This is a genomic window from Microbacterium sp. MYb66 (genome assembly GCF_002979435.1).
In the GTDB taxonomy this organism is placed as follows: domain Bacteria; phylum Actinomycetota; class Actinomycetes; order Actinomycetales; family Microbacteriaceae; genus Microbacterium.
Genome location: NZ_PCOV01000017.1, coordinates 1 through 21311, shown reverse-complemented (window position 1 = coordinate 21311; position 21311 = coordinate 1). Strand labels below are relative to the sequence as shown.

General features: G+C 68.7%; 18 protein-coding genes. 14 read left to right on the top strand and 4 right to left on the bottom strand.

Annotation, left to right across the window (positions count from 1 at the left end; all coding sequences use genetic code 11):
- The first annotated feature begins 85 nt into the window (after positions 1–85).
- The 6 genes from CQ045_RS18515 to CQ045_RS18490 all read left to right on the top strand — a co-directional run bounded on the left by CQ045_RS18515 (position 86) and on the right by CQ045_RS18490 (position 6028).
- Entirely contained in the window at positions 86–943 is an 858-nt protein-coding gene (locus CQ045_RS18515; RefSeq protein WP_105726487.1) for a MurR/RpiR family transcriptional regulator, read from the top strand.
- A gap of 157 nt (positions 944–1100) precedes the next feature.
- The gene (locus tag CQ045_RS18510) at positions 1101–2084 is read left to right on the top strand and encodes a GNAT family N-acetyltransferase (protein WP_219844459.1); all 984 of its coding nucleotides are present in this window, start codon (positions 1101–1103) and stop codon (positions 2082–2084) included.
- The gene (locus CQ045_RS18505) at positions 2077–2769 is read left to right on the top strand and encodes a PIG-L deacetylase family protein (protein WP_105726483.1); all 693 of its coding nucleotides are present in this window, start codon (positions 2077–2079) and stop codon (positions 2767–2769) included. The genes CQ045_RS18510 and CQ045_RS18505 overlap by 8 nt, the downstream gene beginning before the upstream one ends.
- A gap of 40 nt (positions 2770–2809) precedes the next feature.
- A complete protein-coding gene (locus CQ045_RS18500; protein WP_105726481.1) occupies positions 2810–4117 on the top strand; it encodes an extracellular solute-binding protein in 1308 nt (435 codons plus the stop codon).
- A gap of 58 nt (positions 4118–4175) precedes the next feature.
- Positions 4176–5111, top strand: a complete 936-nt coding sequence (locus CQ045_RS18495) for a carbohydrate ABC transporter permease (RefSeq protein ID WP_181156643.1) — start codon at positions 4176–4178, stop codon at positions 5109–5111.
- Positions 5108–6028 (top strand): carbohydrate ABC transporter permease, encoded by a 921-nt coding sequence (locus tag CQ045_RS18490; protein WP_105726477.1) that lies wholly within the window; start codon positions 5108–5110, stop codon positions 6026–6028. The genes CQ045_RS18495 and CQ045_RS18490 overlap by 4 nt, the downstream gene beginning before the upstream one ends.
- Before the next feature lie 133 nt (positions 6029–6161).
- Here CQ045_RS18490 and CQ045_RS18485 read toward each other — a convergent pair whose 3' ends face one another.
- The 4 genes from CQ045_RS18485 to CQ045_RS18470 form a co-directional block, all read right to left on the bottom strand.
- Entirely contained in the window at positions 6162–7280 is a 1119-nt protein-coding gene (locus CQ045_RS18485) for a sugar-binding protein (RefSeq protein ID WP_105726475.1), read from the bottom strand.
- 59 nt (positions 7281–7339) lie between these two features.
- Positions 7340–8710, bottom strand: a complete 1371-nt coding sequence (gene mmsB, locus CQ045_RS18480) for a multiple monosaccharide ABC transporter permease (RefSeq protein WP_105726473.1) — start codon at positions 8708–8710, stop codon at positions 7340–7342.
- Positions 8707–10227, bottom strand: a complete 1521-nt coding sequence (gene mmsA, locus CQ045_RS18475; RefSeq protein ID WP_308737027.1) for a multiple monosaccharide ABC transporter ATP-binding protein — start codon at positions 10225–10227, stop codon at positions 8707–8709. The genes mmsB and mmsA overlap by 4 nt, the downstream gene beginning before the upstream one ends.
- A 208-nt stretch (positions 10228–10435) precedes the next feature.
- On the bottom strand, positions 10436–11449 hold the full coding sequence (locus CQ045_RS18470; RefSeq protein WP_105726469.1) for a LacI family DNA-binding transcriptional regulator: 1014 nt from the start codon (positions 11447–11449) through the stop codon (positions 10436–10438).
- 173 nt (positions 11450–11622) lie between these two features.
- Here CQ045_RS18470 and CQ045_RS18465 point away from each other — a divergent pair, with 173 nt between their 5' ends.
- The 8 genes from CQ045_RS18465 to CQ045_RS18430 all read left to right on the top strand — a co-directional run.
- Positions 11623–12207 carry a hypothetical protein gene (locus tag CQ045_RS18465; protein WP_105726467.1) on the top strand — a complete coding sequence of 195 codons (585 nt, stop codon included), beginning with the start codon at positions 11623–11625 and terminating at the stop codon, positions 12205–12207.
- A 183-nt stretch (positions 12208–12390) separates the two neighbouring features.
- Positions 12391–12891, top strand: a complete 501-nt coding sequence (locus tag CQ045_RS18460; RefSeq protein WP_181156642.1) for a VanZ family protein — start codon at positions 12391–12393, stop codon at positions 12889–12891.
- Positions 12888–14480, top strand: a complete 1593-nt coding sequence (locus CQ045_RS18455; protein WP_258131157.1) for an amidohydrolase family protein — start codon at positions 12888–12890, stop codon at positions 14478–14480. The genes CQ045_RS18460 and CQ045_RS18455 overlap by 4 nt, the downstream gene beginning before the upstream one ends.
- A gap of 161 nt (positions 14481–14641) precedes the next feature.
- Complete coding sequence (locus tag CQ045_RS18450) at positions 14642–16030, top strand: serine hydrolase (RefSeq protein ID WP_105726461.1); 1389 nt, start codon at positions 14642–14644, stop codon at positions 16028–16030.
- Positions 16027–16926, top strand: a complete 900-nt coding sequence (locus CQ045_RS18445; RefSeq protein WP_105726459.1) for a serine hydrolase — start codon at positions 16027–16029, stop codon at positions 16924–16926. Before CQ045_RS18450 ends, CQ045_RS18445 begins: the two co-directional genes overlap by 4 nt.
- A gap of 55 nt (positions 16927–16981) precedes the next feature.
- Positions 16982–18577, top strand: a complete 1596-nt coding sequence (locus tag CQ045_RS18440) for an ABC transporter substrate-binding protein (RefSeq protein WP_105726457.1) — start codon at positions 16982–16984, stop codon at positions 18575–18577.
- Between the two features lie 14 nt (positions 18578–18591).
- A complete protein-coding gene (locus CQ045_RS18435; protein ID WP_105726455.1) occupies positions 18592–19590 on the top strand; it encodes an ABC transporter permease in 999 nt (332 codons plus the stop codon).
- Positions 19587–21311, top strand: a 1725-nt coding sequence (locus CQ045_RS18430) for a dipeptide/oligopeptide/nickel ABC transporter permease/ATP-binding protein (protein WP_105726507.1), incomplete at its 3' end; no start/stop codon positions are given. The genes CQ045_RS18435 and CQ045_RS18430, both read left to right, overlap by 4 nt.

Below are 21311 nucleotides of genomic sequence, written 5' to 3'. Positions count from 1 at the left end.
GGATCTAGACTTGGTGAAAAGATTTTACCGACCGCGATCCCGACGGTCACGACATACTGAGAATCCCACACCTCTGGAGGAGCGGATGAGCATTCAGTCGACGATCGAGGCCGCCGCCTCGACCTTGCCCCCGTCCCTCGCCCGGGTCGCGGCGGCGATCCAGGAGAACCCCTCCGTCGTCATCGACAAGACGATCAACGAGCTCGCCGAGGAGTCGCACACCTCCGTGGCCTCCGTCGTCCGGTTCTGCCGCGCGATCGGATTCAGCGGCTACGCCCCGCTGCGCATGGCACTCGCGACCGAGCTGGGCAAGGAAGCCGCCCAGTTCTCCGCCCGCGGCGCCTTCGGCTCCGAGATCTCCGACGACGACACCCTGCGCGAAGCCGTGTCCAAGCTCGCCGCCCTCGAGCTGCTGGCGATCGAGGAGACCGTCGCCCGACTGGACTTCACCGTGCTCGAGGCCGCGATCGACGCCGTGGACGGTGCCGACCGCATCCTGCTCTTCGGCATCGGGGCGAGCCAGTTCGTCGCGGAAGACCTCGCCCACAAGCTGCTCCGCGTGGGGCGCAACGCCCACGTCCTCTCCGATCCGCACGAGGCGATCGCCGCGACCGTGCTGCACACCTCCCCCACCGTCGCCATCGGGTTCTCGCACGCGGGAGCGACCGTCGAGACGGTGCGCTTCCTCCAGACCGCCCGCGCCAACGGCGTGGCGACCATCGCGGTGACCTCCGCGAAGGACTCCCCCCTGGCGCAGGCCGCGGACCACGCCCTGTTCACCGAAGTGCGCGAGTCCTCCTTCCGTGCGGGCGCGATGGTGAGCCGCATCGCGCAGCTCACGCTCGTGGACTGCCTGTTCGTCGGCGTCGCGAAGCGGCGATACGCCGAGACCGTCGACGCCCTGCAGCGCACCCGCGAAGCCACACGAGCACTGCGCGACTGACCTCGGCGCAGCACCTCCGGCGCGGCCGCGGCTCACCCCGCGCGTCGCCGAGAGCGGAACCGTCATATTTCCGTGATGTAAATGATCTCCGCACGTGTCGACATCTTTGAACATTCTTGCCATACTGGCCTCACCCGATGGCGAGAGGACGATGACGTTGACGCAAGACCAAGGCACCACGACGGTGCGCCCATTCCGCCCCGGTGAGAGCGCGGCTCTCGCCGAGGCCTGGACCCGATCGGCGCCGCAGGACGGCATCACGCCCGCCCGCCTGCGCGATCTGGTCCTCCTCGACCGGAACTTCGACGCAGACGGCCTTCTCGTCGCCGAGCGCGACGGCGCCATCATCGGCGCGGCCTACGCCGTCCGCCGCCTCATCGCCCACGAGGGCGACGACCTGCAGCGGGACACCGGCTGGATCCCGTTCTTCTTCGTGGTCCCCGAGCAGCGCGGTCACGGCTTGGGACGCACTCTTCTGGACCAGGCGATCGACTGGCTCCGCTCGCACGGTGCGACCGAGGTCATCTTCTCGGCGTACACCCCGAACTACGTGCTCCCTGGCCTCGACGCCGCCCGCTACCCCGCGGCATCCGCCCTGCTCGCCTCGCGGGGATTCACCCGCATCGAGCGTCCGAGCGCGATGGACCGGTCGCTGATCGGCTACGAGATGCCCGAAGAGGTCCGCACCCGGATCCGGGACCTGCGCGCCGACGGCTGGTATCTCGGCACGCCGAGCGACGACGACCTCGTGCCCCTGATCCGCATCGCGGGCGACTCGTTCAACTCCGACTGGGCGCGGGCGATCCGCGAAGGCGTGCTCGGCGGGATGCCGCTCGAACGCATCCTCATCGCCAAGGATCCGCAGGGCAGCGTGCTCGGCTGGGCCATGCACGGCACCTACGAGTCGGTGATCGAGCGCTTCGGCCCGTTCGGCGTGCTCCCGGAGAGCCGGGGAACCGGCCTCGGCAAGGTGCTGCTGCACCTGACCCTGGAGCGGATGACCGCGCTCGGCGCACACAGCGCCTGGTTCCTCTGGGCCGACGAAGAATCGACCGCATCCGCCCTGTACGCCAAGACCGGGTTCGCCGCGACCCGCACATTCGACATCCTGCGCGCAGAGATCGGAGAGAGCAATGTCTAACACCGTCATCGCCGTCGGCGGCCACATCGGCGACATGGAGCTGACCGCTGGTCCCACCCTCGCCAAGGTCGTCCTCGAGGGCGGCAGGGCCATCATCGTCGACTGCACCTACGGCGAGCGAGGGCACCCGACCATTGCGCCGAGCGTCTACCGCGAGCAGAAGCTCCACGAGGCCCGCTTCTTCGCCGAGACGATCGGCGCCGAGCTGATCACACTCGACTACTCCGACGGGTTCCTCCCCGACGACGAGGCGGTCGCCGAGCAGATCGCCGAGATCATCCGCGCCACCAAGCCCGACCTCCTCATCACGCATTGGCTGCACTCGATGCACCGGGACCACGAGCGCGCGGCGCAGGCGGCCCTCCGCGGCGCCTTCCTCGCCTCGATCCCCCTCGAGGAGATCGACGCGGAGCGGCACTCGGTGCCTCGGATCCTGCACGCCGAGAACTGGGAGGACATGGAGGGGTTCGAGGCGGACACGTTCTTCGGCATCCCCGACGAGGCGTTCGACCTCTGGCTCACCGGAATCCAGGAACACGCCTTCGCGCGCGGCGAGACCTACGGATTCCGCTTCATCGACTACTACTCCGCGCTCATGCAGGTCAAGGGCTGCCTGGTCGGAGAGCGGCGCGCAGCCGCGTTCCGATCGGCGGGGGCGGAGAAGTTCACCCTCGCCGGCCCGTGATCACCCTTTCCCACCCGATACGCACAGAAACGAAGGAACCATGAAGAAATCACTTCTCGCGGTCACCGCTCTGGGTCTCGCGACGACGCTGACCCTCGCCGGCTGCTCCGGCTCTTCCGGCGATGCCGGCGGCACCCAGGAACTCACCTTCCTCACGCACTGGGGCCCGGAACAGGTCGCGATGCTGGAGGCCGCCGGGGCGGCGTTCACCGAAGACCACCCCGACATCACCGTCAAGGTGCAGGCCGTTCCCTTCGGCAACCTGCTCTCGACCCTGCGCACGCAGGGCGCGTCTGCGGACGGCCCGGCGATCGTGGGCATCTACGACGCCTGGCTGCCCGAGCTGGTGCGTGACGGGCTCGCCGCCGCCGCGCCCGCCGACGTCGCCGACGACGTCACGGAGAACTGGCCGACCGGCGTCGTCTCGGCGGCGAGCAACGGCGGCGACGTGTACGGCATCCCGAACGAGATCGACCTGTACCAGCTCAACTACAACACCGCGCTGTTCGAGGCGGCGGGCATCGCCGAGCCTCCGGCCGACTGGGACGCGCTCGTCAAGGATGCAGCGTCGCTCACCACCGGAGACCAGCAGGGCTTCGGCCTCATCACCGGCTGGAACTCCGGCGTCGTGCACCCGTTCCTCTCGCTTCTCGCATCGAACGGCGGTTCGTTCCTGAACGAGGACGGCACGGCCTCCGAGCTGACCAGCCCGGAGGCGATCGAGACCGCCGAGCTGTACGAGAAGCTGATCGCCGACGGGTCGAGCGATCCCAGGAAGTCGACGGCGAACGCCAACACCACCGGCCCGTACCTCGACGCCTTCGTGAACGGGCAGACCGGCATGATCATCATGGCCAACTGGTGGGAGAGCGCGCTTCGCGACGGCATGGGCGATGGGTTCGACGACGTCGCCACCGCGCCGATCCCGGTCGGGCCCAGCGGTGACGAGTCGTCGTCGATCTCGTACTCGTGGATGACGATGGTCAACGGCAAGGCCTCGGATGCCCGTCAGAAGGCGGCGTGGGAGTTCCTCACCTACCTCAACGGCCCGGACTCCGGCGAGAGCGGTTCGTCCGCGATGGCCGACATCCTGATGTCGATGGGCATCCTCCCGAGCCGGGCTTCCGACCTGGAGGCCCACGCCGCCCAGCTGGAGACGCCGTTCCTGTCGTCGTACGTGACGGCTCTGGAGAACGCGACGCCGTTCCCGACCGTGCTCGGCGGACCGGCCGCGACCGACGCCCTGCAGCGACAGCTGGAGGCGCTCGTGAACGGGCAGGTCGATGCGAAGACGGCGATGGAGAACGCGGCCCGCGACGTCGACGCCGCCCTCACCGCCGCACAGTGACACCCCGGCGGGGAGGCGGCGTCGTCCGCCTCCCCGCCATCCTCCCGAAAGGCCAGAAGTGACCACCCTCGAACGCCCCGCCGTCGCGCAGCCCCCTGTGCGCGACCCGAAGCGCCGGAGCATCGCATCGACCAGAGGCTGGTCGGCGCTGTTCCTCAGCCCGGCGCTGCTCATCATCGGCGTCTTCACCCTCATCCCCACCCTGATGACGGTGTGGATCAGCTTCCATCGCTGGTCGATGTTCACCCCCATCACCGAGATGACGTGGGTGGGGCTCGACAACTACTCCGGGCTCTTCGCCGACGCGACACGCGTCCAGGCGCTCGGCAACACCGCACTGTATGTGCTGCTCTCCATCGTCATCACCGTTCCGATCGCGCTGCTGATCGCCCTGCTGCTGTATTTCCCGCGGCTCAAGGGCAAGGGCGTCGTGCGCGTGCTGCTCTTCGCGACCTACGTGATCCCGACGATCGCGATCGTCATCATCTGGAGCAGCATCTACGCGCCGGGCTACGGTCCACTCAGCACGATGGTCTCCGCGCTCGGCATCGACCCGCCGGGCTGGCTCAGCGACCCGCAGTGGGCACTGGTCTCGCTGGTGATCTTCAACGTCTGGCAGATGCTGGGCTACTACGTCATCCTGCTCATCGCCGGGCTCACCCAGATCTCCGAAGACCTCTACGAGGCGGCGCGCATCGACGGCGCCGGCATCGTCCGCCAGACCTGGTCGATCACGATCCCCCTGCTGCGTCCGTCGCTCGTGTTCGTGATCCTGATGACGTTCATCAACTCCATCCAGGTCTTCGATCCGATCTACCTGCTCACCCAGGGCGGGCCGGCGAACTCGACCAACATGGTCTCGTTCGAGATCCAGCGCACGGCATTCCAGTACGGCATGGCCGGAGAGTCGTCGGCGCTCGCGGTCTCGCTGTTCCTGATGATCATCGCCGTCGGCGGGGTCCTCGGCATCGTCATGAAGGGACGCACCCGATGAGTCTCCAGACCCGACCCTCGGCCCCGGGCTCGACCGCTCCCCGATCCCCGAAGTCGACGACTCCCGCACCGGCACGCCGCCGTGTGCCGATCCGCCGCCGCCTCTCGACCGCGGTGCTCTACGTGCTGCTCGCCGTCGTCGCCCTGGTGCCGCTGTTCCCGCTGTACTGGCTGCTGATCTCCGCACTGAAGTCCCCTGCCGAGTTCTCGCAGATCCCGCCGACGTGGTTCCCGACCGACCCGACCCTCGATCAGGCGGCGACCGCGCTCACGGCTGTGCCGTTCATGCAGTCGATGCTGAACAGCATCATCATCGCCGGAGGCACCACCCTCAGCGTCCTCGCGACCAGCATCCTGGCGGGCTACGTGTTCGCGAAGCACACCTTCAAGGGGCGCGACCTGCTGTTCTGGGGAATCGTCGCGACGATGTTCCTCCCCCCGATCGTGACCCTCGTGCCGCTGTACTACCTCGTCAACAGCATGGGCCTGTCGGACACGTACCTCGGCGTGATGCTGCCCTGGCTGGCGAACGCGTTCGGCATCTTCCTGATGCGGCAGTTCATCCGCGACATCCCCGATGAGCTCATCGAAGCCGCCCGCATGGACGGCGCCGGGGAGTTCCGCATCGTGTGGCAGTTCGTCGTGCCGCTGCTGAAGCCCGCGATCGTCACGCTCGCCGTGTTCATGTTCGTGTACGCGTGGAACAACTTCATCTGGCCGCTCTCGATCCTGCGATCCGAGGCCCTGTACCCGGTGGTGCTGACCCTGAACCGGCTCATGTCGTACACGATGAGCTTCGAGTATCAGAACGTGGTGCTGGCGGGGGCGATCATCGCCTCGCTGCCGACGCTCCTGGTGTTCCTCGTCACGCAGCGGGTCTTCGTCGCCGGCATCGCCGCCAGCGGGGTGAAGGGCTGACCGCCTGACCCGGCCGGCTCGCTGTGCGAGACACCGGCCGCAGACGCGGACGAGCCGCCCGGACCTGATGGTCCGGGCGGCTCGCTCGTGCGCGACGGAGGTGTCGCGGCTGATCCTCGAAGGAGAACCGGTGTTACTGGTACGACTTCACGATCTCGAGGAGGCTCGGGACGTTGGCGTACGCCTCGGCCGCGTTCTCCTTCGTGACGATGACCGGAGGCAGCAGGTAGGCCGGAACGACCTTCACGCCGTTGTCGTACTGCTCGGTGTCGTTGACGTCGACCTCTTCGCCCTTCTGGAGCTGGCCGACCATCTTGATCGACTGCTCGACGAGGAGCGTGGTGTCCTTGTTGATCGTGGAGTACTGGATGCCCTCCATGATCGACTTCACCGACTCGACCTCGGAGTCCTGACCGGTGACGACCGGGACATCCTTGCCCGCGCCCTGCACCGAGGTGATGATCGCGCGAGCGAGCGTGTCGTTCGGCGACAGGACGCCGTCGAGCGCCTCAGAGCTGTAGGTCGACGTGAGGATCGAGTCCATGCGGCGCTGAGCGTTCTCGGCCTTCCAGCCCTCGGTCGCCGTCTGGGCGATCTCGGTCTGTCCGGAGACGACCTTCAGGGTGCCGTCGTCGATCTTCGGCTGGAGGACCTCCATGGCGCCGTTGAAGAACACCGCGGAGTTCGCGTCATCCGGCGAGCCCGAGAACAGCTCGATGTTGTACGGAGCCTCGTGGCCCGCGCGCTCGGCGAGACCGTCGAGCAGAGCCTGACCCTGGAGCTTGCCGACCTCGAAGTTGTCGAACGCGACGTAGTAGTCGACGGCCTCCGTGTTCTCGATCAGACGGTCGTACGCGATGACGGCGACACCGGCGTCGCGGGCGGCCTCGACCTGCGTCGCGAGCTGCTTGCCGTCCTTGGCACCGATGATGATGACCTTGGCGCCACCGGTGACCATCGCCTGGATCTGGTTCTGCTGCTCGGCGACCGTGTTGCTGGCCGGCGCGTACTGCACGTCGGCCTTGAAGCCGGCCTTCTCGAGGCCGTCGGTGAACAGCTGACCGGCGAGGACCCAGTTCTCCGAGGTCTTGTCCGGGAGGGCGACGCCGATCGTGGCATCGGCGGCGAAGCCCTTGGCGGTCTCCTCCCCCGCTCCCGATCCGGTGTCACCGCCGCGCTCCGAGGAGCAGCCGGTGAGGGCGAAGGCGCCCGCGACGACAAGCGCTGTCGCCGACAGAAGAATCTTCTTCATGTGATCTCTTTCTCTGGTGTGTGAAGGTCTCGACGCGTGTGCGGTGCGCGACTCGACCCCTACTTTCCGCGCGTCTCGTCGACGGCGGGGGCTTCGTACTTCTGGCTGGTGGGGTAGTTCGCCTTCGTGTCGAAGGTCTCTTCCGCGGGATCCGGCTTGCGGCCGAAGCGACGCGTGAGGAAGCCGGTGATCGATGGGCGACCCTGCTGCTTGTTCCAGACGTCGACGCCGACAGCTCCGAGGAGCACGAGGCCCTTGATCATCGACACCACGTCGGCTCCGGCGCCCAGCAGGGCGAGGCCGTTGTTCAGGAACGCCATCACGAGACCACCGATGATCGACCCGATCACGGTTCCGATGCCGCCCGAGACGGCAGCGCCACCGATGAAGACCGCGGCGATCGCGTCCAGCTCCCAGCCGTTTCCGTCCTGCGGACCCGAGGCCGTCGCCCTGGCGACGTAGATCATGCCGGCCAGCGACGCGAGCACCGACATGTTCATCATCACGAAGAAGTCGACCCAGCGGTCCTTCACACCCGACAGGCGAGCAGCCTGCCGGTTGCCGCCGACCGCGTAGATGTGACGACCGAACACGGTGTTGTTCGTGATGAACGAGTAGAGGATGACGAGGGCGAGCAGGATGATGCCCGAGATCGGGAAGCTGGTGCCCTCACGGCCGGTGGCGAACAGCCACCCCGCGATGAGGATCACGGCCGAGATCAGCACGACCTTGGTGACGCTCACCCAGAGCGGCGCGATGTCGGCGCCCATCTTGTGCTGGATGCGGCGGGTGCGGATCTCCCAGAACACGATCCACGCGACGCCCAGCAGGGCGAGGAGCATGGTGAAGACGTTGAAGGGCACCGGGATGAACGACAGCTCGGGCAGGTAGCCGGCGCCGATGACCTTGAAGCCCTGCGGCACGGGGATCGACTGCGAGTCACCGACCCACTGGTTCGCGCCGCGGAAGAACAGCATGCCCGCCAGTGTCACGATGAAGGCGGGCACCCCGACGTAGGCGACCCAGAAGCCCTGCCAGGCACCGACGAGCACGCCGACGCCGAGTCCGAGGAGGACGCCGAGCGGCCAGGGGAGGTTCCAGTCGGCCATGGCCTTCGCGACCACGATGCCCGTGAACGCGGCCACCGAGCCGACCGAGAGGTCGATGTGGCCCATGATGATGACCATCACCATGCCGATCGCGAGGATCAGGATGTACGAGTACTGGTTGACGACGTTGATCAGGTTGCCCGACGACAGCGTGAGGCCGGTGCCCTTGAAGATCCAGGTGAGCACCTGGAAGACGACCAGGATGACGACGAGGCTGCCCAGGATGCCGAACTGACGGAGCGTCGACTGCCCGCCGCCGAACATCTTCGTGATGTCCTTGAAGTGGAAGCCGCGCTTCGTTGCGGTGGTGTCGGTGGTCATGCGGATGCTTTCTGGGTCGCGGAGGTCATGCTGCGCATGAGGTCCTCAGGTGTCGCCTGATCGGCCGGGATGCAGTCGGTGACCCGACCTTCGAAGACGGTGTAGATGCGGTCGGAGATGCCGAGCAGCTCGGGCAGTTCGCTGGAGATGACGATGACGCCCTTGCCCTGCGCCGCGAGCTGGTTGATGATCGCGTAGATCTCGTACTTCGCACCGACGTCGATGCCGCGGGTCGGCTCGTCGAGGATCAGCAGGTCGGGGTCGGTGAACATCCACTTCGCCAGGACGACCTTCTGCTGGTTGCCGCCGGAGAGCTTTCCGACGCCCTCCTCCACCGAGGGCGTCTTGATGCGGAGCGCCTTCCGGTAGTCCTCCGCCACGGCGAACTCGGCCCGGGCGTCCACGACACCGCGCTTGGCGATCTTCGAGAGCTTGGCGGCGACGATCGACCGCTTGATGGTGTCGAGCAGGTTGAGCCCGAGCACCTTGCGGTCTTCGCTCACGTACGCGAGGCCGTGCTTGATCGCCGACGCCACGTCGTACAGCGCGACCTCCTGGCCGTCCTTGATCAGGGTTCCGGAGAGGAACGTGCCGTAGGACCGGCCGAAGATGCTCATCGCGAACTCGGTGCGTCCGGCGCCCATAAGGCCGGCGATGCCGACGACCTCGCCGCGGCGCACGTTGAGGTTCGAGCCCTTCACGACCATGCGCTCCGGGACGGTGGGATGCTGCACCCACCAGTCCTTGACCTCGAAGAACACCTCGCCGATCTCGGGCGTGCGATCGGGGTAGCGGCTCTCCAGCGATCGACCGACCATGCCGCGGATGATGCGGTCCTCGTTGATCTCGCCGCGCGAGATGTCGAGCGTCTCGACCGTGCGGCCGTCGCGGATGATCGTGATCTCATCGGCGATCTGCTCGATCTCGTTGAGCTTGTGGCTGATCATGATCGACGCGATGCCCTTGGCCTTGAGGCCGAGGATCAGATCGAGGAGGTGCTGCGAGTCGTTCTCGTTGAGGGCGGCGGTCGGCTCGTCGAGGATCAGGAGCTTGACGTCCTTGTTGAGCGCCTTCGCGATCTCGATCAGCTGCTGCTTGCCGACGCCGAGGGTCTTGATCTGCGCGTCGGGGTCCTCGCTCAGCCCGACGCGGGCGAGGAGCTCGATCGTCCGCTCCTTCTGCGCCTGCCAGTCGATGCGGCCGAGGCGCTGGATCTCGTTGCCGAGGAAGATGTTCTCGGTGACCGAGAGCTCGGGGATCAGGGCCAGCTCCTGGTGGATGATCGCGATGCCGGCCTGCTCGCTGGCGACGATGTCCTTGAAGCGCTGCTCCTCGCCGTAGAGCAGGATCTCGCCCTCGTAGGTGCCGTACGGGTACACCCCGGAGAGGACCTTCATCAGGGTCGACTTCCCGGCACCGTTCTCGCCGCAGATCGCATGGATCTCGCCGGCGCGGACGGTGATCGAGACGTCGGCCAGCGCCTTGACGCCCGGGAACTCCTTGGTGATGCTGCGCATCTCCAGGATGGGGCCTGACACGGTAGGCAACGTTGCTGTGGTGCTCACGGATCTTTCCTCGCGACGTGCGGTCACCTTCGATGTGACCGTTCACATTGGATTACATCGTCCACTCACGACGAACCTCTGTCAAGTCCGCGCCCGTATTTCGTTTCGCTACCGTGATGCGGCGGCGCGAATGCGCTGGGAGCGGTCCCGTCGGGGAGGGCTATCGCGCTGCGGCGGACTCGCGGGCACGCAGGATCGTCTGCAGCGGACCGAACTCCGGCGGGTCCTCACCCCGGATCTGCGCGAGGAGGATGCGGACGGCGCGGCGCCCGAGCTCGGGGAAGTCCTGATGGACCGTGCTGAGCGTCGGCGCCACATGAGCGGCGACCGGGATGTCGTCGAACCCGATCACGCTCACGTCGTGGGGCACCCGCAGTCCCGAGTCGCGGAAGCCGTGCATCAGCCCGATCGCCATGAGGTCGTTCGCGGCGAACACGGCGGTGAAGTCGCGCCGGAGCGAGAGCTCCTTGCCCGCGAAGTAGCCGAAGTCCGCCGTCCAGTCGCCGCGGATCGGCGGGAACGTCGGCAGGTCGGCCTCGCGCAGCCCGTCGAGATATCCCCGCATCCGGGACTCCGCCTCGATCCAGTCCTGCGGCCCCGCCAGATGCAGGATATCGCTGTGACCGAGCGAGATCAGGTGCTCCGTGGCCGCCCTGGCGCCCGCCACCTGGTCGGCCGACAGACTCACGCCGTCCGAGCCCGACGCGGTCTGCAGGGTCACGAAGGGCATGTCCACCGACATGCCGCGCAGCACATGGAACACCCGCACCTGCGGGGCGAGCACCACGATGCCGTCCACCTGCTCACGCGACAGCTGGCGCACCGCGCTGCCGATGGCCTCGGGCGTCGTGTCCCCGAGATTCAGGGTCGAGACGGAGTACCCCTCCTCGCGCGCCGCGTCCTCGATGCCGGCGATGGAAGACGTGGGACCGAACTCGCCGATCGTGGCGGAGAGGATGCCCAGCATGTTCGACTTGCTCGTGACCAGGGCACGGGCTGCGAGGTTCGGGCGGTAGTCGAGCACCGAGATCGCATCGAGGACCTTGGCCTTCGTCTCCGGACGGATGCTCGGATGATCGTTGAGCACGCGGGACACGGTCTGATGCGAGACCCCGGCGAGCCTGGCGACGTCGCGGATACTCGGCAACCGCGCACGCTCGGAGGCGGTGGACATCACTTGCCTCCTTGCGTGTGCACGGTCACATCCCCCTCCATTATGTCTGTCGGGGCGCGTGCGTGCACGTCTCGATGACCGCGGACGCACCTGCCGGGCGTCGGGCTGTCCTATCGCGGACGTATCGGATTCTTCGAACGCGCCCGCAACACCCGCCTCGATGGAGTGGACTCATGACTGATCTCCTCCCCTTCCGAACCGAACCCTGGGCGAATCGACTGGCTCTCGCGCTCGCACTTCCCGCCCTCCTCCTCGGTCTCGCGGCGTGCAGCGGCACGCCGGCGTCCGACGCGAGCACCTCGACCGCCTCGAGCACCTCGGAGAGCTCGACCGCCTCCGGGTCGGCGGATGACATCGGCTCGATGAACGGCGTCCTCTACGACAAGCCGATCTTCGAGTGGCAGCTCCGCTATGCGGAGTGCATGCGCGCCCACGGTGAGAGCTTCCCCGACCCCAAGGTCGACGACATCGAGTGGAACCCGCGCAACTCCGACGCCTCTGACGCCTGTTACGACGAGGTCGGAGAGATGCCGGCTCCGATCGGCGGCGCCCAGTCGGCGGATGACTTCATGGCGGAGGCGCTGCGCGACGCACAGTGTTGGCGCGACCACGGAGTCTCCGTCGAGGACCCGACCCTCGAGCACGGCCTGGTGACGCCCGACAACCTGCCCGAAGCCGTTTCGGAAGCCTGCGACAGAAGCGAAGACGACCTGAAGAAGGCCCAGGAAAGGCTCAAGGAGATCCAGAAGAACGGCTGAGCGCACCGCGCCCCGTCGGCATCTCCTCCCCCGGCGGGGTCGTATCGAAACCGTATGCGCATTCCGAGACGCCCCGGCAACAGCCACTCCGGTGGGCTGGTCACAGCGGATCCGAGGACGACGACGACCACAACGACGACCACGATCCTCACGACGCCACCGGCGTGGGGAGAGGAGCACATCATGAACACTCGACGACACACCGCGCCCCCCGCTCACCGCGCCGTCTCGCGGGTCCTGTCGGCGCTGGGGAGCATGCGCGGCCAGCTGTACGTGACGGCGCTCGTCTACCTCGCGGCGATCGGCTGGCTGACGCTCGGTCCGCAGCCGCTCAGCCCCGGAACGAGCGGCGCGCTCATGAATGCCCTCGATACGGCTCCGGTCGGAGGCCTGGCCCTCTACGACCTCCTCGAGTTCGCCGCGAATGTCGCGATGTTCGCACCGTTCGGCGTCCTCGTCGCGATCCGCTTCCCGCGAGCGCACATCCTCGTCCAGCTCGCCAGCGGTGCACTCCTGTCCACTGCGATCGAGACCGCCCAGTTCTTCGTTCCCGGGCGGGTGAGCGATGTGCGCGACATCGTCGCCAATGCCGGCGGAGCCGCCATCGGCGTGCTCGTCGTCACCGGCCTGCGCCTCGGCCCCGCCTTCCACCGCGCCCTCGCTCCCCGCTCGTCATCGGCGTGAGCGGGGCGCGGACTCCGCGGCGATTGTCTTCCCGCACCGGCACGACCGTCTGCTTTCGTCTCAGGGCACCGGAATGTCGTCGCCGTCCGTGCCAGGGTGACAGCGTGGACACTCTGCTGCGCGGCGGGCGCGTCATCGACCCGAAGACGGAGACCGACCGGATCACCGACCTCCTGATCGCGGACGGGCGGGTGGCCGCGGTCGGCGACGGACTCGCGGCGCCGGCCGATGCCGATGTGGTGGACGCCACAGGGCTCATCGTCGGTCCGGGTTTCGTCGACCTGCACAGCCACGTGCACTCGATCGCCGGTCAACGGCTCCAGGCGATGGACGGCGTCACCACCGCCCTCGACCTCGAGGCGGGACTCATGCCGATCGCCGAGGCGTTCGCGCGCGCCGGCGCCGAAGGGCGCCCCCTGAACTACGGCTTCTCGGCATCCTGGTCGCAGGCACGGGCGTATGCGCACCTCGAGCGGGTGCCGGTCGCCGACTTCACCGCGTCGATGGATCTGCTCGGCAAGCCCGAGTGGCAGCGGTCCTCGTCCCCCGCCGAACGCCGCCGCTGGCTGAGCCTGCTGGAGGACGAGCTCGGCGCCGGCGCCCTGGGCATCGGCGTGCTCATGGGCTACGCACCGCGCTCCGATCCGGACGAGTATCTCGATCTCTCCCGTCTGGCCGCCGCCGCGCACGCCCCGACCTTCACGCACGTGCGCGAGCTGATCGAAGCCGACCCGCGCACCCCGATCGACGGCTCGGAGGAGCTCGTGCGCGCCGCCGCGGAAACCGGGGCCGCGATGCACCACTGCCACGTGAACAGCACCTCGCTGCGCCACGTCGACCGCGTGCTGGCCCTGCTCGATCGCAGTCGCGCCGCCGGGTCCCGCGTGACGGTCGAGGCCTATCCCTACGGCGCCGGCAGCACGGCGATCGGCGCGTTCTTCCTCGCCCCCGAGAAGCTCGCAGGCCTCGGCATCACCCCCCGCTCGCTGGTGCTGGTCGACACCGGTGAGCGCATCGCCGACGAAGCCCGGTTGCGTCAGGTGCGCGAGACCGATCCGGGAGCCACCTGCATCGTGACGTTCCTCGACGAGGCCGATCCTTTCGACCGCGCGCACCTGCACCGCGCCCTGGCCTACCCCGATTCGATCGTGGCGAGCGATGCGATGCCGATCTCCTGGACGACGAGCGACGGACGGACCGTGTACGAGCAGCGCGACTGGCCGCTCCCCGCCGGTGGTCACACGCATCCGCGCACGGCGGGAACGTTCACGAAGTCGCTGCGACTCATGATCCTCGAGAGCGGCACGTGGAGCTGGGTCGAGGCGTTCCGCCGCTGCTCGTATCTGCCCGCGCGGGTGCTCGACGAGGTCTCGTCGGGCATGCGGGGCAAGGGACATCTGACGGTGGGTGCGGATGCCGACATCGTCGTCCTCGACCCCGGGACGCTGACCGACCGCGCGACCTATGCCGATCCGACCCGCCCGTCGCAGGGCGTGCGGGAGCTGTACGTGCACGGCAGTCGCGTCGTGCACGAAGGAGAGATCGTGACTGCGGCCCTCCCGGGGCGCGCCGTACGAGGAGACGCCTGAGCGCACCCCGACGCACCGGGTGTCGAGGTTCGTCCGGGCGAACCAAGGTCCGCGCAAGTCTCGTCGCCGGGCACCAACGAGTCGATGGAACACGCGAATAGTCTCGGCCCCATCGCCGTCGCCCCGAACGACGACGGCCCACTCGACGAAGAGGAGCGCACGTGTCCGACCTGAACGAAATCGGCAGCTGGGTGCGGGAGAGCCTTCCCGCGATGCTCGCCGACGCGCACATCCCCGCGGCATCCGTCGCGATCCTGGCCGACGGAGAGATCTTCACCACCGCCGCCGGCATCCTGAACCGCAACACCGGCGTCGAAGCCGACGAGGACTCCGTCTTCCAGATCGGCTCGATCACGAAGACCTGGACGGCGACGCTCATCATGCAGCTCGTCGACGAAGGTCTGCTCGACATCGACGCGCCGGTGCGCGACACGGTGCCTGCCTTCGCGATCGGCGACGACACCGCGGCGAGCGCGATCACCGCCCGACAGCTGCTGAGCCACGTGAGCGGGTTCGAGGGCGACCTGTTCAACGACACCGGGGTGGGCGACGACGCCGTGGAGAAGTATCTCGCCACCATCGTCGACGCCCCGCAGCTCTTCGCTCCCGGCGAGCGCTTCTCGTACAACAACGCCGCGTTCGTGGTGCTCGGCCGCATCATCGAGGTGCTGCGCGGCACGTCGTACGACCAGGCGCTCCGCACGCACCTCGCCACTCCGCTGGGACTCACGCACGTGGCCACTTCGCCCTCCGAGGCGATCATGTTCCGCGCCGCGCTCGGGCACATCCCCGCCGAGGGCAGCGACGAACCGGTCCCCGCTCCGGTGTGGAGCCTCGTGCGCTCCAACGTGCCGGCGGGGTCGATGCTCGCGATGACCGCGCGCGACCTGGTGACCTACGCCCGTATGCACCTCGACGGCGGAGTCGCCGCCGACGGGACCCGGGTGCTCTCCGAGAAGAGCGTGCGGGCGATGCAGGAGCGGCAGGTCGACCTCCCCGAACTCGGACTCATGGGCGATGCCTGGGGCCTGGGCTGGGAGATCTTCGACTGGGAAGGCGGCCCGGTGATCGGACACGACGGGGGCACGATCGGTCAGAACGCGTTCCTGCGGATGGTGCCTTCGGCGGGTGTCGCCGTGGCCGTGCTGACGAACGGCGGCCGGACCGTCGATGCGTACCACGCGATCACCTCGAAGGTCCTCGCAGCTCTCGCCGCGGTCACCGTCCCCGCGCTGCCCGCGGTGCCCGAGTCGCCCGTCGCGGTCGACCTGGAGCGGGTCGTGGGCACGTACTCCTCGTCCGTGTCGGACTCGACGGTGCGCGTCGACGACGAAGGACGCATCTGGCTGGACCGCACGATGAAGGGCATCTTCGCCGAACTCGGCCCGGCACCCGAGCCCGTGGAGCTCGTCGGCTGGGCGGGCGACACGCTCCTGCCGGTCAAGGCCGAGCACGGCATGCGGATGCCGCACGCGTTCGTCGGCGATGACGGCAGCGGGCGAGCCCTCTACCTGCACACCGGACGCGCCGACCGCCGGGTCGGGGCATGACCACCGCCACGGCGACCGCGCCGGACATCGCCGAGATCTTCGCGGACGCCGGTTCCACCGGCTTCCTGCACGCGCGGGAGATCGGCGTCGAGGGCGGCCCGGAGGTCTCCGTCGGCGCGGACGAGCCGGTGGTGCTGGCCTCGGTCTTCAAGATCCCGGTGCTCACGGCGTACGTGCGTGCTGTCGCGGCCGGCGAACTCGACCCGACGGAGCGGACGACGGTGACCGCGCGGTACCGCATCGGCGGCGTGGGCACCGCCGGTTTCGCCGACGACGTCGAAGCCAGCTGGCGCGACCTCGCCCTGAACATGATGTCGATGAGCGACAACGCGGCGACCGACGTCATCTACCACCGGGTCGGCGCTGCGGCGATCGATCGGGTCATCGCCGACCTCGGTCTCGACGGCACCCGGCTCATCGGATGCTGCGAGGACCTGTTCGCCTCGGTGATCACCGACCTCGGCGGCGACGCCGACAGCGACCTGGACGAGCTGTTCGAGGGCGCCACGGCGGAGCAGATCCTCGCGCTCGACGCGGTACACCCGGTCAGGACCTCGCACTCGACTCCGCGCGACGTCACGACCCTGCTCGACGCCCTCTGGACAGACGCCGCGGCATCCGCCGAGGCCTGCCGACAGGCACGCGACATCATGGCGCAGCAGATCTGGCCGCACCGCCTCTCCTCCGGCTTCCCGTCCGGCGTGCGCATCGCGGCGAAGACCGGCACGCTGCCCACCTGGCGCAACGAGGCCGGCGTCGTGACCTATCCCGACGGCCGGCGGTACGCCGTGGCCGTCTTCACCCGCGCCACGTCGCTCGCCGAACGTCAGCCGCTCGTCGACGCGTCGATCGGGCGCGCGGGCTTCGCCGCCGTCGAGCATCTGCGCACGCTCTGATCCGCACCACCGTTCCGCACCCCTGCACCATCCCGACCACTGCTGGAGGCTACTGATGCGTTCTCGTACCCCACTGATCGCGCTGCTGGGCGCGACGGCGCTCGCCCTGACATCCTGCGCCGCAGGCGCTCCTCCCGGCGGAGGAGACAGCACCGACGGCGTGCTCGCCGACGGCAAGACCTTCACCGCGGTGATGGCCACCGACCCGGGCACCCTCGATCCGTTCACCACGGTCATGGGCTCGGCCCGACAGATCGACCGCTACCTCTACGGGCGCCTCGTCGAGGTGCAGAACGACGGCGAAGTGCTCGCCGGTCTCGCCGCCGAGTGGGAGGCCGACACCGAGACGGCGACCTTCACCCTGCGCGAAGGCCTCACCTGCGAGGACGGCACGCCGCTCACCGCATCCGATGTCGCCGCGAACATCTCGTTCATCGGCGACCCCGCCAACGGCTCTCCCCTCGCGGGCCTCCAGGTGCAGCCGGGCACCACGGCCGTCGGCGACGACGCGGCCGGCACCGTCACGGTGACCAGCGGCCGACCGGACGCGTTCCTGCTGCAGAACGTGGGCAGCATCTCGATCGTCTGCGGCACGGTCGTCGACGATCCCGACGCCCGGGCCGCGGGCGAGGGCGCGACCGGCATGTTCACGCTCACCGAGATCACCCCGAACAGCCAGTACACGCTGACCCGCCGTGACGACGTCACCTGGGGGCCCGGCGACTGGGATCCGGAACAGCCCGGCCTGCCCGCGGAGGTCGTCTACCGCGTCATCCCGAACGAGACCACGGCGGCGAACCTGCTCCTGTCGGGCGAGGTGAACTCCGCGCTCGTCCTGGGGCCGGACCGGCAGCGCCTGCGCGACGCAGGACTCTTCTCGACGGAGCTGCCGCTGGCTGCCGGGCAGCTGATCTTCAATCAGGCCGAGGGCCGTCCGACCGCGGATCAAGCCGTCCGCGAAGCGCTCGCGCAGGCCCTGGACCTCGACCAGCTCGGTCAGGTGCTCACGGGCGGCGAAGGGACCGCGGCGAAGAGCCTCGTGACCATCGCGCCGAACCCCTGCCAGGCCGACGTGGTCGACGGACTCCTCCCCGAGTTCGACGAGAAGGCCGCATCGGCCAGCCTGGATGATGCGGGCTGGAAAGTCGGCTCCGACGGCGTCCGGGAGAAGGACGGGGTCGCGATGGAGATCACGCTGGTGACCCCGACCACCCTCGGCAACGGAGGGAGCGCGGCCGCCGAGCTCATGCAGGCGACCTGGAAGACGCTCGGCGTCACGGCGACGGTCAAGACCCTCGACGCCCCCGCGCTGAGCGAAACCCTTTTCGCCACGGGCGACTGGGACGTGTCGGCCGCGCCGCTCGGCGTCTCGCTGCCCAGCATGCTCGTGCCGTTCTACTCCGGTCCGACGCCGCCGAACGGCACGAACTTCGCCTCCGTCACCGACGACGCGTACACGACCGCCGTCTCCGCAGCCTCCTCGAAGCCGGGTACCGACGGGTGCGCGGACTGGAACGCGGCGGAAGAGGCGCTGTTCACCTCGGTCTCGGTCGTCCCCTACGCCAACAACGTCCTGACGACGTTCGGCCAGAAGGCGACCTTCACCGAGGGCGACGGCATCGACCCCGCCTCGATCCGCATGTACGAATAGACCGGAGGCAGCCGATGGCCAGCACCACCGCCACACAGGCGATACTCATCAGATCCGCACGGTCGGACAACCCCTGGTTGTCCTTCCTGGTCCGTCGCGGAGGACAGTTCGTCCTCGCGGTGTGGGTGCTGGTCACGGCTGCCTTCCTCATGATCCACCTGGTGCCGGGCGACCCGGTGCGTGCGGCGCTCGGGATGAACGCCCCGGCCGAGCTCGTCGAGGCCAAGCGCGCGGCGCTGGGACTCGATCAGCCGCTCATCGTGCAGTACTTCCGCTACATCGGCGGCCTGTTCACCGGCGACATGGGCACGTCGATGATCACCGGCCAACCGGTCTCCGAGATCATCGGCACCCGGCTCCCCGCCACGCTGCAGCTCGCACTGCTCGCGGTCCTGCTGGTGCTGCTGGTCTCGGTCCCGCTCGGGGTCACGATGGCCGTCGCCACCCGCGGGGGCCGGCGACGGGGTCTCGAGCTGGCGTTCGCCACCGGCACCGTGATCCTCGCCGCGATCCCCGAGTTCCTCCTCGCGGTCGGCCTCGTCTACGTGTTCGCCGTCTCACTGGGCTGGTTCCCCGTCGCCGGCAACTCCGCACCTTTCTCTCTCGTGCTTCCGGTGATCGCCCTCGCGGTCGGACCGATGGCCGTGTTCTCGCGCATCATCCGGGTCGAGGTGCTCTCCGTGCTCGGCCAGGACTTCATCCGCACCGCCCGCGCCAAGCGTCTCGCCCCGCATCGGATCTACTCGCGCCACGCGCTTCCGAACGCCATGACGGCGACCCTGACCCTGACGGGGCTGCTGCTGACCGGAATGGTCGCCGGCACGGTCCTGGTCGAGAACGTGTTCGCCTGGCCGGGGCTGGGAACCATGATCGTGCAGTCGATCCTCACCAAGGACTACTCGGTCGTGCAGGGCATCGTCCTCGTGTACGGCCTCGGGGTGCTCATCGTGAACCTCGTGATCGACGTGATCCTCGCACTCCTCGACCCTCGATCCACCATCCGGGAGGCATGATGTCGGCACGCACGGCATGGTCGGGAATCGTCCGCTCACCGCTGGGGATCACGGCGCTCGCGCTCATGGTGCTCGTCGCCCTCACCGCGGTCCTCGCCCCGATCGTCTGGGGCGCGCAGGCCGAGCAGGTCGACCCCGCGGCGATCACGCAGGGGCCCAGTGCCGCACACCTGCTGGGCACCGACACACTCGGACGCGACGTGCTCGCGCGGGTGCTGGTCGCCACCCGCCTCTCCGTGCTGCTCGCCGTGATCGCCGTGGTCATCGGCGTGGTCGCCGGCACGCTCCTGGGCACGGCCCCCTCGGTCCTCCCCCGCTGGGCCGGACGACCGATCGTCGGCTTCGTGAACATCGCGGTCGCCTTCCCCGGGCTCCTGCTCGCCCTGTTCTTCGCGGTCATCTTCGGCGTCGGCACCACGGGCTCGGTCCTCGCGATCGGCTTCGCGATGGCTCCGCAGTTCGCCCGACTCACCCAGACCCTGTCCGCCACGATCGCGGGCCGCGACTTCATCTCCGCGGCTCGGGTGGCGGGCGTCTCGCGTTTCCGCATCCTGATCCGGCACATCCTGCCGAACGTCGGCGAACCGCTCATCGTGAACGCGACCGTCGCCGCCGGATCCGCACTGCTCGCCTTCGCCGGCCTGTCGTTCCTCGGCCTCGGGGTGCAGGTGCCGGAGTACGACTGGGGTCGCCTGCTCGGCGAGGGGCTGAACCGCATCTACCTCAACCCGGCTGCCGCCCTCGGCCCCGCCGTGGCCGTCGTGATCGCCGGGCTCGCGTTCAACCTCCTCGGCGAGACCGCCGCAGCCGCACTCGGCGGACGATCGGCCCGTCGCCGCCACCGCCTGCCCGCCGTCGCGCTCGCCGGCGCGGCACAGCCCGCGCAGGTCGACGGCGAAGAAGTGGTGCTCCTCGTCGACGACCTGCGCGTCTCCTTCCCGACCCCGTCCGGCTGGGTCACCCCGGTGCGCGGCGTCTCGTTCACGGTCTCGCGCGGCGAGGCGATCGGCGTGGTGGGGGAATCCGGCTCGGGGAAGAGCCTCACCGCGCTCGCGGCCGCCCGGCTCATCGAACGCCCCGGACACGTCGCGGCCGCGCGACTGGACTTCTGCGGCACCCCGCTGATGACGACCTCGGACCGCGCCGTGCGCAGCCTCCTCGGCAGCTCGCTCGCGATGGTCTTCCAGGATCCGATGACCTCGTTCAACCCGACCAGGCGGATCGGAACCCAGCTGGCCGAGGCCGCCTCCGAACACCAGGACATCACCCGTACCGAGGCCATGGACCGGGCGATCGAGCGGCTCCAGTCGGTCCGCGTCCCCGCGGCCGCCCGACGCGCGCACCAGTATCCGCACGAGTTCTCCGGCGGTATGCGGCAGCGCGCCATGATCGCGATGGGTCTCATGAACCACCCGCGCCTGATCATCGCGGACGAGCCGACCACCGCCCTCGACGTCACCGTGCAGCGGCAGGTGCTGCAGCTGCTGGCCGGAGTCCGGCGCGACACCGATGCCGCGATCCTCCTGATCAGCCACGACATCGCCGTCGTCGCGCAGACCTGCGACCGCGTGCTGGTCATGTACGCCGGCCGCATCGTCGAGGACCTGCCCGCATCGGACCTGCACACCGACGCCCGGCATCCGTACACCCGCGCGCTGCTCGAGGTCGTTCCCGAGCTCGACGCCGACCGCAGCGCACCGCTCAAGATGATCCCCGGACGC